Annotated in this window: 16 protein-coding genes; 4 read left to right on the forward strand and 12 right to left on the reverse strand. The window is 59.9% G+C overall.

The window, feature by feature from the left end:
- Nucleotides 1-143: 143 nt before the first annotated feature.
- Nucleotides 144-2,099: an acetoacetate--CoA ligase gene (locus BLU01_RS00310; protein WP_092269219.1), complete on the forward strand. Its 1,956-nt coding sequence runs from the start codon at nt 144-146 to the stop codon at nt 2,097-2,099.
- Between the two features lie 407 nt (nt 2,100-2,506).
- On the opposite strand, the gene BLU01_RS00315 is transcribed toward BLU01_RS00310, so the two are convergent.
- Nucleotides 2,507-3,613 (reverse strand): PilT/PilU family type 4a pilus ATPase, encoded by a 1,107-nt coding sequence (locus BLU01_RS00315; RefSeq protein WP_092281394.1) that lies wholly within the window; start codon nt 3,611-3,613, stop codon nt 2,507-2,509.
- A 147-nt stretch (nt 3,614-3,760) separates the two neighbouring features.
- Here BLU01_RS00315 and BLU01_RS00320 point away from each other — a divergent pair, with 147 nt between their 5' ends.
- Both BLU01_RS00320 and BLU01_RS00325 read left to right on the forward strand, forming a co-directional pair.
- Nucleotides 3,761-6,298 carry a PAS domain-containing hybrid sensor histidine kinase/response regulator gene (locus BLU01_RS00320; protein ID WP_092269222.1) on the forward strand — a complete coding sequence of 846 codons (2,538 nt, stop codon included), beginning with the start codon at nt 3,761-3,763 and terminating at the stop codon, nt 6,296-6,298.
- 55 nt (nt 6,299-6,353) lie between these two features.
- Nucleotides 6,354-6,629: a peptidylprolyl isomerase gene (locus BLU01_RS00325; RefSeq protein ID WP_029293742.1), complete on the forward strand. Its 276-nt coding sequence runs from the start codon at nt 6,354-6,356 to the stop codon at nt 6,627-6,629.
- 102 nt (nt 6,630-6,731) lie between these two features.
- Here BLU01_RS00325 and BLU01_RS00330 read toward each other — a convergent pair whose 3' ends face one another.
- The 10 genes from BLU01_RS00330 to BLU01_RS00375 all read right to left on the reverse strand — a co-directional run bounded on the left by BLU01_RS00330 (nt 6,732) and on the right by BLU01_RS00375 (nt 14,260).
- Nucleotides 6,732-7,652 carry a sugar kinase gene (locus BLU01_RS00330; RefSeq protein WP_092269225.1) on the reverse strand — a complete coding sequence of 307 codons (921 nt, stop codon included), beginning with the start codon at nt 7,650-7,652 and terminating at the stop codon, nt 6,732-6,734.
- A gap of 128 nt (nt 7,653-7,780) precedes the next feature.
- Nucleotides 7,781-9,034 carry an amino acid deaminase gene (locus BLU01_RS00335; protein ID WP_092269227.1) on the reverse strand — a complete coding sequence of 418 codons (1,254 nt, stop codon included), beginning with the start codon at nt 9,032-9,034 and terminating at the stop codon, nt 7,781-7,783.
- Between the two features lie 38 nt (nt 9,035-9,072).
- Nucleotides 9,073-9,837 carry an IclR family transcriptional regulator gene (locus tag BLU01_RS00340; RefSeq protein ID WP_092269230.1) on the reverse strand — a complete coding sequence of 255 codons (765 nt, stop codon included), beginning with the start codon at nt 9,835-9,837 and terminating at the stop codon, nt 9,073-9,075.
- A 147-nt stretch (nt 9,838-9,984) separates the two neighbouring features.
- Entirely contained in the window at nt 9,985-10,374 is a 390-nt protein-coding gene (locus tag BLU01_RS00345) for a RidA family protein (RefSeq protein ID WP_092269232.1), read from the reverse strand.
- Nucleotides 10,375-10,417: 43 nt separating this feature from the next.
- Nucleotides 10,418-11,209 (reverse strand): amino acid ABC transporter ATP-binding protein, encoded by a 792-nt coding sequence (locus BLU01_RS00350; RefSeq protein WP_092269234.1) that lies wholly within the window; start codon nt 11,207-11,209, stop codon nt 10,418-10,420.
- Nucleotides 11,206-11,868 carry an amino acid ABC transporter permease gene (locus BLU01_RS00355; protein WP_092269237.1) on the reverse strand — a complete coding sequence of 221 codons (663 nt, stop codon included), beginning with the start codon at nt 11,866-11,868 and terminating at the stop codon, nt 11,206-11,208. The genes BLU01_RS00350 and BLU01_RS00355 overlap by 4 nt, the downstream gene beginning before the upstream one ends.
- A gap of 9 nt (nt 11,869-11,877) precedes the next feature.
- Complete coding sequence (locus BLU01_RS00360; RefSeq protein WP_092269241.1) at nt 11,878-12,540, reverse strand: amino acid ABC transporter permease; 663 nt, start codon at nt 12,538-12,540, stop codon at nt 11,878-11,880.
- Nucleotides 12,541-12,593: 53 nt separating this feature from the next.
- Nucleotides 12,594-13,442: a transporter substrate-binding domain-containing protein gene (locus BLU01_RS00365; RefSeq protein ID WP_092269243.1), complete on the reverse strand. Its 849-nt coding sequence runs from the start codon at nt 13,440-13,442 to the stop codon at nt 12,594-12,596.
- Between the two features lie 298 nt (nt 13,443-13,740).
- Nucleotides 13,741-14,022, reverse strand: a complete 282-nt coding sequence (locus BLU01_RS00370) for a type II toxin-antitoxin system RelE family toxin (RefSeq protein ID WP_092269246.1) — start codon at nt 14,020-14,022, stop codon at nt 13,741-13,743.
- Complete coding sequence (locus BLU01_RS00375; protein WP_092269249.1) at nt 14,012-14,260, reverse strand: type II toxin-antitoxin system Phd/YefM family antitoxin; 249 nt, start codon at nt 14,258-14,260, stop codon at nt 14,012-14,014. Before BLU01_RS00375 ends, BLU01_RS00370 begins: the two co-directional genes overlap by 11 nt.
- A gap of 306 nt (nt 14,261-14,566) precedes the next feature.
- Between BLU01_RS00375 and BLU01_RS00380 the strand changes: the two genes are divergently transcribed.
- Nucleotides 14,567-14,998 (forward strand): thioredoxin family protein, encoded by a 432-nt coding sequence (locus BLU01_RS00380; RefSeq protein ID WP_092269252.1) that lies wholly within the window; start codon nt 14,567-14,569, stop codon nt 14,996-14,998.
- Nucleotides 14,999-15,138: 140 nt separating this feature from the next.
- Here the strand turns inward: BLU01_RS00380 and BLU01_RS00385 are convergent, their stop codons facing one another.
- On the reverse strand, nt 15,139-16,698 hold the full coding sequence (locus BLU01_RS00385; RefSeq protein ID WP_092269254.1) for a TerC family protein: 1,560 nt from the start codon (nt 16,696-16,698) through the stop codon (nt 15,139-15,141).
- Nucleotides 16,699-16,793 lie beyond the last annotated feature (95 nt).

Genomic DNA, 16,793 nt, shown 5'->3' on the forward strand with positions numbered 1-16,793 from the left:
CAGCGGGCCCTGCATTCCTTCGGGCCACCGAGTTGCATGGATTTACGACTGCTTCGCCGCCGAACGGGGGCAAGCCCCCTCGCCACACAAGCTCGTTCAACAAATAGCCCGCGTGTGTGCAGATAAGCCAAAAGAGGCAAGCCATGTCCGACATCTTGTGGCAACCCGGCGCCGAGCGCATCGGCAAGACCCGCATGGAGGCGTTTCGGCGCTTCATCAATCAGCGGCATCAGCTGGAAATCGCCGACTACCCTGCCCTGCATCAATGGTCGATTGTTCAGCGCGAAGCCTTCTGGCAAGCCATCGCCGATGTCTTCGACATTCGTTTTCACCAGCAACCCGATGCGGTGCTGCGCGAAGGCTCGCACATGCCCAGCGCCGAGTGGTTCCCCGGCGCGACGCTGAACTTTGCCGAGCACTTGCTGCGCCGGCGCGACGATGCGGTTGCGGTGGTCGCCATCGCCGAAAACGGTCAGCGCGAACAACTGACCTGGGCTGAACTGGCCAGCCACGTCAGCGGTTTCCAAAACAGCCTGAAAGCCGCCGGCGTCGGCCTCGGCGACCGCGTCGCCGCGTGCATGCCCAACACCTGGCAAACCCTGGTGGCCATGCTCGCGACCACCAGCCTTGGGGCAATCTGGTCCTGTTCATCGCCGGACTTCGGCACCCAAGGAGTGATCGACCGTTTCGGCCAGATCGAGCCGAAAGTGCTGATCACGTGCGCCGGTTATCGTTATGCCGGCAAGGACATTGACCAGTCAGCCAAACTCAATGAAATCCTCGAACGCCTGCCGACGTTGCAGCATTTGATCATCGTCCCGTACGCGCGCCCGCAAACGCGCAGCGATGACTTTCGCACCGAGGCCAACGTGACGCTGTGGCAAGATTTTTATGCTGTCGGCGGCGAGCCGGATTTCGTCGCTGTGCCGTTCGCTCATCCGCTGTACATCCTGTATTCCAGCGGCACCACCGGTGTGCCGAAGTGCATCATCCACAGCAGCGGCGGCGTGTTGTTGCAGCACGTCAAGGAACACGGTTTGCACTGCGATCTCGGCCCCGGCAGCCGTTTGTTCTACTACACGACGTGCGGCTGGATGATGTGGAACTGGCTGGTCTCGGCGCTGGCGGTCGGCAGCGCGTTGGTGTTGTACGACGGCTCACCGTTTTATCCCGGCCCCGAGCGTTTGCTCGACTTGATCGACGACGAACGCATCAACGTTTTTGGCACCAGTCCGAAGTTTTTGGCGACGCTGGAAAGCAGTGGCGTGCGACCTCGGCAAAGCCATGACCTGAGCAGTCTGCAAACCCTGCTGTGCACGGGTTCGGCGCTGTCGCCGCAGAGTTACGACTTCGTCTACCGCGACTTCAAAAGCGACGTGTGCCTGGCCTCGATGTCTGGCGGCACCGACATAGTTTCGTGTTTCGTCAACGGCAATCCCCTGTCCGCCGTGCGCCGCAGCGAGATGATGGGCAAAAGCCTGGGCATGGCGGTCGAGGTGTGGAATGACGCCGGGCAAGCGGTGATCGGCGAGAAAGGTGAATTGGTCTGCACCCGGCACTTTCCGGCGATGCCGATTGGCTTGTGGCACGACCCGGACGGCGAAAAACTCCGCGCGTCGTACTTCAGCCAGTTCCCGGGCGTGTGGGCGCAAGGCGATTACGCCGAACAGTTGGCACATGGCGGGATGATGATTCACGGCCGCTCCGACGCCGTGCTCAACCCCGGCGGCGTGCGCATCGGCACCGCCGAAATCTACCGTCAGGTGGAAAAAATTCCGCAGGTGCTGGACAGCGTCGCGATCGGCCAGCAATGGCAGGATGACGTGCGCGTGGTGTTGTTTGTCCGGCTCAAGGATGGCGTGACGCTCGATGAAACGCTGCAACAGCAGATTCGCCAAGTCATCCGCGCCAACACCACGCCCCGGCATGTACCAGCGAAGATTGTTCAAGTCAGCGATATCCCCCGCACCATCAGCGGCAAGGTAGTGGAGTTGGCGGTACGCAACGTGGTGCACGGGCAAGCGGTGAAAAACACCGATGCGCTGGCCAACCCCGAAGCCCTGGAACAATTCCGCAATCGCCCAGAACTCTCGGACTGAACACCGACCCGTAGGAGCAAAGCTTGCTCGCGAAAGCTGCCGCACATTCAACATCAATGTTGCCTGACCCACCGCCATCGCGAGCAAGCTCGGCTCCCACAGGGGGTTGTGCCGGATGAGTGATTCGCGTGCGGCGCATAACCAATGTAGGAGCAAAGCTTGCTCGCGATGGCGTCGTGTCAGCCGACATCAACGCTGGATGACCCACCGCTATCGCGAGCAAGCTCAGCTCCTACAGAGGTTTGTGCCGGATGAGTGATTCGCGTGCGGCGCATCACCAATGTAGGAGCAAAGCTTGCTCGCGATGGCGTCATGTCAGCCGACATCAATGCTGGATGACACACCGCTATCGCGAGCAAGCTCGGCTCCCACAGGGATTTGTGCAGGATGAGGGATTTGTGCTGGTTTCAGTCCATCAAGCCCCATTCACCGGAGGGTGGCTGGGTGGGCGATGCGTCGGCGTGCAGCTTCAGGCGCAGGCGCAGGTTGTTTTGTGAGTCGGCATGTTTCAACGCTTCCGCCTCACTGATCGCGCCTTCCACCACCAACCCGTACAACGCCCCGTCAAACGTCTGCATGCCCAGTTCCAGCGATTTCTCCATGATGCCTTTCAGCTCATCCAGCGCATTACGCCGGATCAAATCCGCAATGGTCGGCGAGCCAAGCATCACTTCCACCGCCGCCCGCCGCTGGCCGTCAATGGTGCGCACCAGGCGTTGCGAAACGAAGGCCTTGAGGTTGTTGCCCAAGTCATGCACCAGCTGTTCCCGGCGTTCCTGCGGGAAGAAATTGACGATGCGATCGAGCGCCTGATTGGCGTTGTGCGCATGCAATGTCGAGATCACCAGGTGCCCGGTGTCGGCAAATGACAGCGCGTGCTCCATGGTTTCGCGGTCGCGAATCTCGCCGATCAGCACCACGTCCGGGGCCTGGCGCAGGGTGTTTTTCAGCGCCGCGTGAAAGCTGCGGGTATCAACGCCGACTTCGCGTTGGTTGATGATCGATTTTTTGTGCCGGTGGATATACTCCACCGGGTCTTCGATGGTGATGATGTGGCCGCTGCTGTGGCGATTGCGGTAATCGATCAGGGCCGCCAGCGACGTCGATTTGCCGGAACCGGTAGCGCCGACGAACAGCATCAGGCCTTGCTTGAGCATCACCGCTTTGAGCAGCACGGGTGGCAGGTTGAGGTCTTCGAAACGCGGGATATCGAGTTTGATGTTGCGCGCGACAATCGACACGTCGTTGCGCTGCTTGAACAGGTTGATGCGAAAGCGGCCGATGCCGGCGAGGGAGATCGCCAGGTTCATTTCCAATTCCCGATCGAACTCCAGGCGCTGTTCGGCGTCCATGATGGACTCGGCCATCGCGGCGATTTCGCCGGGTTTGAAGCGCTCGTCCGACAGCGCTTTGAGCACGCCATCGAACCGCGCGCTGGGCGGCGCGCCGGTGGAGAGGTAAAGATCGGAGCCGTCCTGACTGGCCAGTTGCCGCAACAGCGCATTAATTTCCATGGCAAAAAACACCTGCAAAGCTTTCAATGAACAGATATGACCCGAATCAGTGACGACTCGGGCCATCCAGCGTCTATCGCTTTGCAGCAATAGTAGACGTAGCCTCAAAAAGACGTAGCCACAGCGACCGACGTGCAGGACATTTTGATGAACGCATCACCGACCGGCAGCGATGCCCAGGCCTTGATCGCCCGACTCGACTGGAGCCGCAGCCCCTTGGGCGCCGCCAGTCGCTGGCCGCAAAGCCTGCGCACCGCGGTAGACATCGTGATTCATTCGCCGATGCCCATGCTTTTGTTATGGGGCCCGCAGCTCACACAGATCTACAACGACGGCTTCGCCCTGTTGACCGGAAGCAAGCACCCGCACGCTTTCGGACAGCCTACGCACCTGGTGTGGCCTGAATTAAAAGACTTTACCGACCCGATTTACCGCGCCGTCCTGCAAGGCCAGGTGCGTTCCTACAGCGAGCAGCGCTTTACCCTGCATCGCGACGAAGGCAATTCTGACTTCTGGCTCGATTTGACCTACAGCCCGATACGCGATGAAAACGCCGAGGTCGCCGGGATTCTGGTGACCGCCATCGAAACCAACGAACGCCGGCGCATCGCCCTCGAACTCGAACAGCGCTCCGCCGACAGCCTCAAGGCCCAGCGTGATACCGAACAACGTCTGCAACTGGCGCTGGCCGCGACCGATGCGGTCGGCACCTGGGATTGGGACATCGGCGAAGATCGGTTCATTGCCGACGCGCATTTTGCCCAGTTGCACGGCGTCGATCCGGCGCAGGCCAGCCAGTTGCCGATCAGTGCATACCTGCAAGGCGTGCACCCCGAAGACCGCAGCATGGTCGCGCGCAGCATCAAGCATTGCATCACCCACGGCACCGAATACGCCGAGGAATACCGCTTGCTGCAAGCCGACGGCGAGTTGCGCTGGGTGTTCGCCCGAGGGCGTTGCTACAAGGATCACCATGGCCGACCGACACGCTTCCTCGGCGCCGCGCTGGACCTGACCGAGCGCAAAAATACCGAGCAGGCGTTGCGCCAGAGCCAGACCGAGCTGCAACTGATCATCAACGCGATGCCGATCCTGATCAGCTACGTCGACCGGGATCAGCGTTTCCGCTTGAACAATGCGGCGTACCTCGACTGGTACGGGCTGACGCCGCAGGAACTGTTCGGCAAAACCATCGAGGAAGTGCTCGGCGAGCACGCCTATCAATTGCGTGCCGAATACATCAAAGAGGCGCTGGCCGGCAAATCCTGCTCGTTCAGCATCGACACCAAACATCGCGATGGCAGCATCCGCAGCGCGCTGATGAATTACCTGCCGCGGCACGGCGCGGACGGCGCAGTGAATGGTTTTTACATTTTTGTCATTGATGAAAGCGAACGCAAAGTCACTGAAGAAGCGCTGCGCAATCTCAATGAAACCCTCGAAGAGCGCGTCGGCGCACGCACCCAGCAACTGGCCGAAGCCAACCAGCGTCTGCAAAACGAGATGGTCGAGCGCGAGCGCGCCGAAGACGCTTTGCGCCACGCGCAAAAAATGGAAGCGGTCGGCCAGCTCACTGGCGGCATTGCCCACGACTTCAACAACATGCTCACCGGCATCATCGGCAGCCTCGACTTGATGCAGCGCTACATCGCCGATGGCCGCGCGGCCGAAGTCGGGCGGTTCATGGAAGCCGCAGTGTCCTCGGCCAACCGTGCGGCGGCGTTGACCCACCGCTTGCTGGCGTTTTCGCGCCGGCAGTCGCTGGACCGCAAACCGCTGAATGCCAACGAACTGATTGAGTCGCTGGAAGACCTGCTGACCCGCACCAAAGGCGACCATATCGAGCTGCACCTGAAACTCGCCGAAGACGTCTGGCCGGTCAGCACCGATGTCAGCCAACTGGAAAACGCCCTGCTCAACCTGGTGATCAACGCCCGCGACGCGATGCCCGATGGCGGCCGCTTGCTGATCGAAACCGCGAATGTCTATCTCGACGGCAGCGATTTGCTGTCGCTGGAATCGGTGAAGGCCGGCGACTACCTGATGATTGCGGTCAGCGACAACGGCACCGGCATGAGCCCGTCGGTGCTGGCCAAAGCCTTCGATCCGTTCTTCACCACCAAGCCCATCGGCCAGGGCACCGGCCTCGGTTTGTCGATGATCTACGGTTTTGCCCAGCAGTCGGGGGGCCACGCCAGCCTCGACAGCGTTCCGGACCAAGGCACTTGCGTGCGCCTGTACTTGCCGCGCTTGCACCTCGGCACGCCGCAGGACGTGTTGCTCGCGGACAGCGGCGCGGCGCCTTCGGCCATCGAAGGGGAAACCGTGGTGTTGGTCGAGGACGATCCGGCGGTGCGGATGCTGGTGCTGAATTTGCTCAACGAGCTGGGTTATCACGCGCACGAGGCTGAAGACGCGCGCGCCGCCCTGCCGTTGCTCGAATCGGATCTGCGCGTGGATTTGCTGGTGACTGATGTCGGACTGCCGGGCATGAATGGCCGGCAATTGGCGGAAATCGCCCGCCAGCATCGGCCGGACCTGAAAGTCTTGTTCATGACCGGTTACGCGGAGAAAGCCGCCGAGCGTCAGGGCTTCCTCGATGAAGGCATGGACATGGTCGCCAAGCCGTTTTCGATTGAGGTGTTGGCGAACAAGATTCGCACGATGATCGGCCAACCGCAGTGAGTTGAGGCATAATCGCGCGCCCCGCTGTCATCACCGTTGCAAGGTAAACGTATCCATGAAAGCTCAAGCCCGCCATATTCTGGTGAAAACATCAGAAGAAGCCGAGCAACTGAAACAACGCATCGCCAAGGGTGAAGCGTTTGATGTGCTGGCCAAGAAGTTCTCGACCTGCCCGTCCGGCAAGCGCGGCGGCGATCTGGGCGAAGTGAGGCCGGGGCAGATGGTTGGCGTGATCGACGCGGTCATCTTCAAAAAACCGCTGCGCGTGGTGCACGGGCCGATCAAGAGCAAATTCGGCTATCACCTGGTGCAAGTGTTTTACCGCGATTGATCGGTTGCATTCCCCTGTGGCGAGGGGGCTTGCCCCCGTTGGGTGGCGAAGCCGCCCCCGCTTATGCGGCATTCGGCCGCCCCTCGCCACCATGGTGATAGTTCAATCTCTTGGGATCAGTGCTCCAGGGAACTGAATAACTCTGCTCGCCAACGCATGCCCAGCCTCCGCCGCCGCAACCGGGCTGCCACCCTGCAACCGACTCGCCAGATAACCCGCACTAAACGAATCCCCCGCCGCTGTAGTGTCGACCACCCGCTCAACCCGCTGCGCTGGCACTTCAAACGACTCACCCGCGCAACGAATCAGGCAAGCCTCGGCGCCACGCTTGAGCACCACTTCCGGCGTGCCGATCTGTTCGTAAGCAGCAAACACCGCATCGCTGTCGGCGAAGTGAAACAGCGCCTGCTCGTCATCGACGGTCAGCAGCGCCAAGTCCACATACGGCAGCACACTGCGATACGCCGCGCGCGCCTCTTCCAGTGACGGCCACAGGCGTGGTCGGTAATTGTTGTCGAAGACGATTTGCGCGCCGCGCTGGCGCGCGTCAATCAACGTTTGCAGGAGCTTCACGCGACCTTGTTCGCCGAGCACGGCCAAGGTTATTCCGCTGAAATACAACACGTCGTAATCCGGCAACGCCGCGAGAATCGGCGCCGCGGCGGGCGTGGTGAAGCAGCTGCGCACCGCCGCTTCGCTGCGCCAGTAGAGAAAGCGCCGCTCACCAGCGGCGTCGGTCTGGATGCAATACAAACCGGGCAAACGGCCGGGCAAGCGCTGGACCATGCCCAGGCCGATGTTTTCACTGGCCCAGCTCTGGCACATGGCGTCGCTGAAACTGTCATCGCCGAGCGCGGTGACGTAATCCACGGTCGCCCGCCCCCCAAGTTCGCGGGACAGGTAAACCGCGGTGTTCAGTGTGTCGCCGCCGAAACTTTGCTGCAGGCTGCCATCGGCGCGCTGTTGCAGTTCGATCATGCATTCGCCGATCAGGGCGATGCGTGGGGATTTTGCGGTGTTCATGGTTGTTCGGGTCTCTGGTGATGCGATGTTGTCTGGGCGGATGCCATCGCGAGCAGGCTCACTCCTGCAGGGTGCGTTCCCCGTAGGAGCGAGGCTTGCCCGCGAATGCCGCGCCTCGGTCTCAATCCTTAGAAACAGGTCTGCATGTTCTCGATCACCTGCAACTGCTCATCCACCAGACACCCGGTACGCCATTTATCAAAGGTCAGGCACGGGTGCGAAGTGCCGAACGAAATGATGTCGCCCACGCGCAACTCAACCCCCGGCGCGACCGTCATGAACGCATGCTGGTCCATCACCGCCGTCACTTTGCAGGCGCTCACGTCGTCGCCAATCGATGGCACTACGTCGGCCTTGTAGCGCAACAACGGCACTGGCAAACCGGCATCGTAGGCGACGTCGCGTTTGCCCAGGGCAATCACCGCAAACCACGGCTCCGGCAACGATTGCACGTGCGCCCAGACTTCCAACGCCGGACGCAGGCCTTCGTGCAGGTCGCTGCGGCGGTCGAGCACGCAGCATTGCGCCTCTTTATAGATACCGTGGTCGTGCGCCACGTAACTGCCGGGGCGCAGCACGCTGAGGAAACGTCCGCCGGCGTTCTGGGTTTCGAACGATTCGGCGATCAAGTCGTACCACGCCGAGCCTGACGCGGTGATGATCGGCTTGGGAATGGCAAACGCGCCGCTGTCCTGCAACTGCACCGCGAGGCGCACCAGCGACGCGGCGAATTCGCGAATGCCGCTGACCGCGTGATCGCCGTGAATCACCCCTTCGTAACCCTCGATGCCGGTCAACGCGAGTGCCGGTTGGGCAGCGATGGCTTTGGCCAGCTCGATCACTTCCTGCTCGCTGCGGCAACCGCAACGTCCGCCGACCACGCCGTACTCGATCATCACGTTGAGCCGCACGCCGCGCGAGGCGAAGTAGGCGCCGAGGTCGGCGACGTTGTCCGGGTCATCGACCATGCAGTGGAATTCGAACGTCGGGTCGGCGAGCAAATCGGCGATCAGCGCCATGTTCGGTGTGCCGACCAATTGGTTGGCCATCAACACCCGGCGCACGCCATGCGCGTAACCGGCGCGAGTCTGCGTGGCGCTGGCGAGGGTGATGCCCCAGGCGCCGGCGTCCAGTTGGCGCCGGAACAGCGCCGGGGTCATGCTGGTTTTGCCATGCGGCGCCAGTTGCGCGCCGCTGTTGCTGACAAACGCCTGCATCCAGCGAATGTTGTGTTCCAGCGCTTCACGGTGCAGCACCAGCGCTGGCAGGCTGACGTCGCGCACCAGGTGTGCGCCCAATGGCGCAAAGCCTTTTTCGACGTTGGCCGTTGATTGCGCAGTGGCTTGAGCAGTGGATGGCGCAGCGGATTTGGCAGAATACATGGTCGAACTCCTTACATTCGCGGCCGCAGGCAGCCGCTTTATTCGTTGATACGCCGGGCGAGGCTGTTGGCGCTGTCGATCAGCACCCGGCGATAGTCGTTGTAATTGTTTTTTGCGTCGGCCCTTGGGGCGACGATGCACAGGGTCGCAATGGCCACGCCGTTGGGGTCTTTGACCGGGGCGGCGAAGCAGTGGGTAAAGGTGTCGGCGACGCTGTCGAAGGAGAAAAAGCCGTCGACACCGGCCTGACGGATTTCTTGAAGAAACTGCTCCAGCGGCAGGCGTTCACCGTTGGGCAGGATGAAGTCATCGTGGTCGATCAGGTCGACGATCGCTTGATCGCTCAGGTGCGACAGCAGCAGGCGCCCGGAAGCGGTCCACGGAATCGGCGCGTTTTCCCCAATATCCGATGAAATGCGGAAATGCCGCTCGCCCTCCTTCATCAGCGCCACCGTGTATTTGCGCCCGTTCAGCAGGCACATCTGGGCGGTTTCGCGGGTCTGGCTGACGATCTCCTGCAAGGCGTGATCGGCCTCGCGGGTGAGGTCGAAATGCCGCAAGTGCGCCTGCCCGAGGAAGTACAACTGGCGGCCGAGGTAGACGTGACCGTCCTTGCCGACCGGTTCGAGAATCCGTCGTTCGAGCAGCGAAGCGACCAGTTCGTAGACCGTCGATTTCGGGCTGCCGATGCCACTGGCAATTTCGTTGGGGCGCAGCGGCTGGCCGATTTCCTTGAGGAAATCGAGAATATCGAACGCCCGGTCCAGACCTCGTGCCCGGCGCTTGATGGTGTCTTCGGTCATGTTTCAAGTTCCCATTCAAAGTGCCGGGAGTTTAACCAGAGTACGGTGGTGACTGTTATGGCGCCTTCGCGGGCAAGCCTCGCTCCTACATGAAACCGCATTCCCCTGTAGGAGCGAGGCTTGCCCGCGAAGCAGTCAGCGCCAGTCTCAGGCCTTTTTCTTGTACGCAATGCAGTCGATCTCGACTTTGCAGTCGACCATCATGTTCGCTTGCACACAGGCGCGGGCCGGGGCGTGTTCGCTTTTGAAGTACTCGGAGAAAACCTTGTTGAAACTGCTGAAATCTCGCGGATCCTCCAGCCACACCCCGGCGCGCACCACGTCTTCCAGGCCATAACCGGCTTCTTCGAGGATCGCGATCAGGTTCTTCATGGTCTGGTGGGTCTGTTCGACAATGCCGCCAGTGATGATCTCGCCATCCACCGCCGGCACCTGCCCGGAAACGTGCAGCCAGCCATCGGCTTCAACGGCGCGGGCGAAAGGTCGAGGCTGGCCGCCAGCAGCGGTGCTGCCGGTGCCGTAACGAGTAATGCTCATGAATGTTTCTCCTGGTTGAAAATTCGTAAAAATGTGAAAAAAATCAGAAACGCGTGTTCTTCAGAAACTCCGCCAGACGCGGCGATTTCGGGTGTTCGAACAATTCCTTGGGTGGCCCCTGCTCTTCGATCCGGCCCTGATTCATGAACACGATCTTGTCCGAGACTTCGAAGGCAAAACGCATTTCGTGGGTCACCAGCAGCATGGTCATGCCTTCATCGGCGAGGCCCTTGATCACGTTCAGCACTTCGCCGACCAACTCCGGGTCGAGCGCCGAAGTCACTTCGTCAAACAGCATCAGGCTCGGGTTCATCGCAATCGCCCGGGCAATCGCCACGCGCTGCTGCTGCCCGCCGGACAACTGGCCGGGATAGTGATCGCGGCGTTCCAGCAGGCCGACGCGCTCCAGCCATTTTTCCGCGAGCGCGACGGCTTGATCCTTGTGCAGCTTCTTGACCTTGAGCAAGCCGAGCGTGACGTTCTGCAACGCCGTAAGGTGCGGAAACAGGTTGAATTGCTGGAACGCCATGCCGGTCATCGCGCGATGGCGGGCGATGACTTTTTCACCGTGACGCACGCGTTTGCCGTTGACCTCGTCGTAACCGATCGATTCGCCATCGAGCAGGATCTGCCCACCCTGAAACTCTTCGAGCATGTTCACGCAACGCAGCAGCGTGGTTTTCCCCGAGCCGCTGGAACCGATCAGCGTGACCACATTGCCGCGCTGCATGGTCAGGTCGACGCCCTTGAGCACTTCGAGTGGGCCGTATTGTTTATGCAGGCCGCGAATGTCCAGCAGGGCCTGGCCGTTTGCTGCGATAGAAGTCTGAGTCATGGCAAAGCCACCCGCTTTTCAATGTGCCGGCCGAGTAATTCGATGGCGTAGTTGATGACGAAGAAGAGGAAACCGGCGAACAGGTAAAACTCCAGAGTCATGAAGGTCCGGGCGATGATTTGTTGCGTGCTCAGCAGCAACTCGGCGACGCCGATCACCGACAGCAAGGTCGAGGCCTTGACGATTTCGGTGGACGAGTTGACCCAGGTCGGCAGGATCTGCCGCAAGGCTTGCGGCAACAGCACATAGCCCAGCGATTGATAAAACGTCAGGCCAATCGCCTTGCCCGCTTCCATCTGCCCACGCGGCAACGCTTGCAAGGCACCGCGGACAATTTCCGCGACGTGCGAACCGCAAAACAGCGTCAGCCCCAAGGCACCGGCCTGAAACGCGCTGATCTGCCAGCCCAGCGCCGGCGCCATGTAGAAGCAGGCGAGCACCAGCACAAACACTGGCGTGCCACGGATGATGTCGACGTAAAAGCGAAACGGTGCGCGCATCCAGACGTTGCCGTAAGTCAGCACCAGCCCGGCCACAATGCCGATCAAGGTGCCGAACAGAATCGCCAGCGCCGAAACTTGCACGCTGGTGATGAACCCCGACAACAGGGTTTCGCGGGCAATCCATAACTCATGCAGCCAACTGGGGGATTCGTACATGAGAGGCTCCTATCGGCGGATCGCCAGACGCTGCTCGAGGTAACGCAGCAGCATGGCGATGAGGTAACAGGCCGCAACATAGAGCGCAGTGGTGACCATCCAGGTTTCAATCACCCGGTAGCTCTCGACATTGATCTTGCGCGCGTAATAGGTCAGCTCCGGCACGGCAATCGCCGCCGCCAGCGAGGTGTCCTTGAACAGTGAAATGAAGTTGTTCGACAGCGCCGGCAGGACGTTGCGCAGCATCACCGGCACGGTCACGTAAGCCTTGACCTGCCACTCGCCGAGGCCGATCGCCAGCCCTGCTTCGCGCTGACCCTTGGGAATGCTCAACAAGCCGCCACGGAACACTTCGGTCAGGTACGCGCCGGCATACAACGACAGCGTGACGATGAACGAAGGGATCTTGTCGAGGCGAATGCCCAGGCTCGGCAAGGCAAAGTAGATCAACAGAATCAACACCAGAATCGGCGTGTTGCGGATCACCGTCACGTACACCGACGCCAGCACCCGCAATGCGCGATGCTTCGATAACAAGGCAAACGCCATCAGCAGGCCAATCACGCAGCCGATCGCGATCGACACCAGCGCCAGCTCCAGGCCCAGACCGAGCCCTGCCAGCAAGGTGTCGAAATCGCGCCAGACGGCCGCAAAGTTCAACTGATAATTCATGGTCAGCAATACCTTGAGCGGGGCGCTGTGGCAGCCGCCCTGCTCTCACGGGATCATTTGAATTCGACTGGGAAACCGATTGCCGGGCTCGGCAGGTCTACGCCAAACCACTGTTTGAACGATGCCGAGTAGGTCGGAAACTCAACGCCCGTCATGGCTTCATGCAACGCGGTGTTGACGAAATTCAACCAGTCCTGATCGCCACGTTTAACCGCGCATGCATAGGTTTGCGGGCTCCAGGCATAGGTCGGGCTGCGATAACGGCCAGCGTTCTGCACCATCAGGTATTTGACCGAGGACTGATCGGTGGCGGCCGCGTCGGCACGCCCGGAGTTCACGGCTTGGTACATCAAATCGACGCTGTCGTACTGATCGACCTTGGCCTGCGGCAACGCCTGGTGCACCAGCTCTTCGGCGTACACGTTCTGCAACACCGCCACCGTAACGTCATCGCCCACCGCTTTCAGGTCTTCGATTTCCTTGTACTTGCTGTTCGCCGGCAACAGCAGGCCCACGCCTTCGCGGTAATACGGCAGGGTGAACGCGACCTGCTGCGCGCGGCTGGCGGTGACGGTGATGAACTGGCAACTCATGTCGACCTTGTCGGTCAGCAGATTGGGAATCCGCGCATCGGAGGATTGCACCACGAACTCGACTTTGCTCGGGTCGTTAAACAAACCCTTGGCGACGATCCGCGCGATGTCGATATCAAAACCCTGCAACTTGCCGTCCGCTCCCTGAAAATGCCACGGCGCGTTGGTACTGCCTGTACCGACGATCAATTTCCCGCGGGCCAGCACGCTATCGAGCTTGCTGTCCGCCGCCTGGGCAACACCCACAGCCGCAGCCGTAGCCACAAACAGAAAGACACACGCTTTAAACAAGGAAGGTCGGCGATGCATGGCAAGCACTCCAGATTAATGTTTATTCCGCTATACCGGACGTCGGTGTGTAACAACGGAATAGACAGCAGAAAGTGTGCCACAGGATGGGTGCAGGGTGTGGGGGAGATTTAAATGTGTTTTGAATCAGAGGGATGGATGGCTGACGCCAAAGAGCGTTACCGGATGCACAGGTTAGCGAGCGCTACCGTTTGCCTCAGTTGAGCGGGTATTTGCACCACAATATTGAAGTCGGACGCACTGGGTGCATCGCAGCAGTGCAGGAGAACGCGAGATGAAACGGTCAATCCGTGACGCATTAGCGCATTTGCGCCTCCTTATAAACCTCTCCTCGCTCTCGTTTGCCTACGGCTATCACGGTGACGATAAGAACTTCATCTCTAACGCGATATACCAGTCGATACCCGGCGCTTTGCAGCTTGATCTTGTAAGCATTTCCTAGCCCATGGAGTCGGTCGCCCGCAACATGCGGATTCAAGATCCGTTCTTGCAGCTTTTTTTTGAATTGTTCTCTGAGATTCGCCCCGAGTTTGTTCCATTCCTTCCAAGCCTTTTCAGAAAACTCCAGCTCATAGGTCATCGATTGAGACCTTTATGGTCGGGTCGTTTTCCCGTTCTTTACAAAGGGCAATCAACTCCAAATCATCCAAGCGATTGATCATCGCTTCGTATTCTTTGGCGGGGACACAGTAGAAAGCCGGTTCGTTACGGTTGAGTATCGCGACAGACAGACCACCACCCGCAGCAACTGTACCCATTGGATTTTTCTTCAATTCAGAAATACTCGCAACAACCTGCGAAAGCACGATATGTGTCATAACCTTGTCCCTCGGGGTGCTTTAAGAAGTGCTAAAAATAGCACTCTGAAGCGCGGCCGGCCCGTCCTTTTGGCATAAACGCTGCACTCAATGCCTCTTGGTTATCACCCTGAACGATTGACTAAAAAGTATCACGCCCGCCACTCCTGCGTTTCCGCGTTTACCGTCAGGCCTGTCCTGCACTGCAGTGGGACAAATCCATATGAGCGTAGGAAAACGAACTGTAATTTCTGACAGTAGACCCACCCCTCGCCCTCCTTTAACGTCATCGAGCCTTCGATGATCGTTGTGAAAAAGGAGATTTCCATGCGTTCGACAACTTCTCCAACGGCGTTACCGCCGCTGTATCGCAAGGCCTTGAACACGTGGCGGCCGGTGATTCTATATTTCGGTAACGAGCATTGCCCTGCTTGCGAAGAGGCTGCGCCGATTTTCCGCGAGACTGCCGAGCCGTATCGGCATCACGCGAGCATTTATATGTTGAACACCCGCGAATCGCCGCGGCACCCGGATGTGACGGGGACGCCGACGGTGTTGTTTTACCGGGATGGGAAGCTGCTGAAAAAGCTCAAGGGGTTTGGCAGTCAGCAGAAGCTGGAGGCGGATTTTGTTGCGCATATTGGCCGGGTGCGGGCCCGGCACAAGGCGCGCAAACCGCAGCATGATCTGGCGTGGCTGCGGCGCACGTTGCGGGGGTTGTGCACTGTGCCGCGGGCGCGAGGGTTGGTTGGGGTTTGAGGGGTGTGTCGTCGGTTGGAAAGCTTCGCGAGCAGGCTCACTCCTACAGGGATTGGTGGTGAACACACATTTGGTGTTCATTCGCGATCCAATGTAGGAGTGAGCCTGCTCGCGATGAGGCCCGCAAAATCGCTGAAGAATCAGCCGTCGATACGCTTCAACATCACCCGCACCACCCGCCGCTCTTCAACCGCCATAACCGTCATCAGCCAGCCGTCTCGCTCATGGCTGTCGCCGATCATCGGCAGGCGATCGAGCACGCTCATCACCAGCCCGGCGAGGGTTTGGTAGTTGTCGGTCGGCTCGGCGCTGAAGCCGGTCAACTGGCGCACTCGCGTCAGGTTCAACGCACCACTGACCATAAACCCGCCCTGCTCTTCAATGACGTCCGGGCCTTCGATTTCGCTGGCGTCCGGCAGCTCGCCGGCAATCGATTCGAGAATGTCGGTCATGGTCAAAATGCCGACGAAGTCGCCGAATTCATTGACCACAAAGGCAATGTGCGTCGAGGCTTTGCGCATCTGCTCCAGGGCATTGAGGATCGAATAGCTTTCCAGCAGATTGATCGTGGTGCGCGCCAGGTCCCGCAGATCGGGCTCGGTGCCGCCCAGGTAATCCTTCAGCAGCTCCTTTTTATGCACGAAGCCCAACGGCTCATCTACCGCGCCATCGCGGATCAGCGGCAATCGCGAGTAGGACGAATGCATCAGCCGTGTACGAATAGTCTCGGCGTCGTCGGACAAATCGATGTGATCGACGTCAGCCCGCACCGTCATCAGCGTGCGAATAGGCCGTTCGGCCAGTTGCAGCACGCCGCTGATCATCACCCGTTCACGGCGGTCGAACAGCGCTTCAGTCGGCGTTTCGCCGTGATCGAGCAAATCGGCAATTTCTTCGCCAACTTCTTCGGCAGCCAAACGGCGACCGCCGAGCAGGCGCATCACCGCGTGGGCCGTACGCTCACGCAACGGGCGCAAGCCCTGCATCGAGCGTTTGCGGCGGGCGCGGGCGATCTGGTTGAACACTTCGATCAGAATCGAGAAACCAATGGCCGCGTACAAATAACCTTTTGGAATGTGGAAACCCAGGCCTTCAGCGGTCAGCGCGAAACCGATCATCATCAGGAAGCCCAGACATAGCATGATCACCGTCGGGTGTTCGTTGACGAAGCGCGTCAGCGGTTTGCTCGCGACGATCATCAGGCCGATGGAAATGATCACCGCGATCATCATCACCGCCAGTTCATCAACCATGCCGACGGCGGTAATCACCGCGTCGAGGGAGAACACCGCGTCGAGCACCACGATCTGCGCAACGATTGGCCAGAACATCGCGTAAACCGCGTTGCTCGCGCGCTGGCCGACGTGGCCCTCAAGCCGCTCGTGCAATTCCATGGTGGCTTTGAACAACAGGAACACGCCGCCAAACAGCATGATCAGGTCACGCCCGGAGAAGCTCTTGTCGAACACCTCGAACAGCGGCTGGGTCAGGGTCACCAGCCACGAGATACTCGCCAGCAGGCCCAAACGCATCAGCAGCGCCAGCGACAGCCCGATGATTCGCGCGCGGTCACGCTGATGCGGCGGCAATTTGTCCGCCAGGATCGCGATAAACACCAGGTTGTCGATGCCGAGCACCAGCTCCAGCACGATCAACGTCAACAAGCCCAGCCAGGCGGTGGGGTCAGCTATCCATTCCATAAAAATGTCTCGATCTCTTCAGCGAATTCAGAATGCCGGGCACGGCAAAGTGCGGCGCGAGGGCCGTAGGGCTGTGATTAAAGAAGGAAACCGAG

The sequence above is a fragment of the Pseudomonas prosekii genome, from assembly GCF_900105155.1.
GTDB lineage: Bacteria > Pseudomonadota > Gammaproteobacteria > Pseudomonadales > Pseudomonadaceae > Aquipseudomonas > Aquipseudomonas prosekii.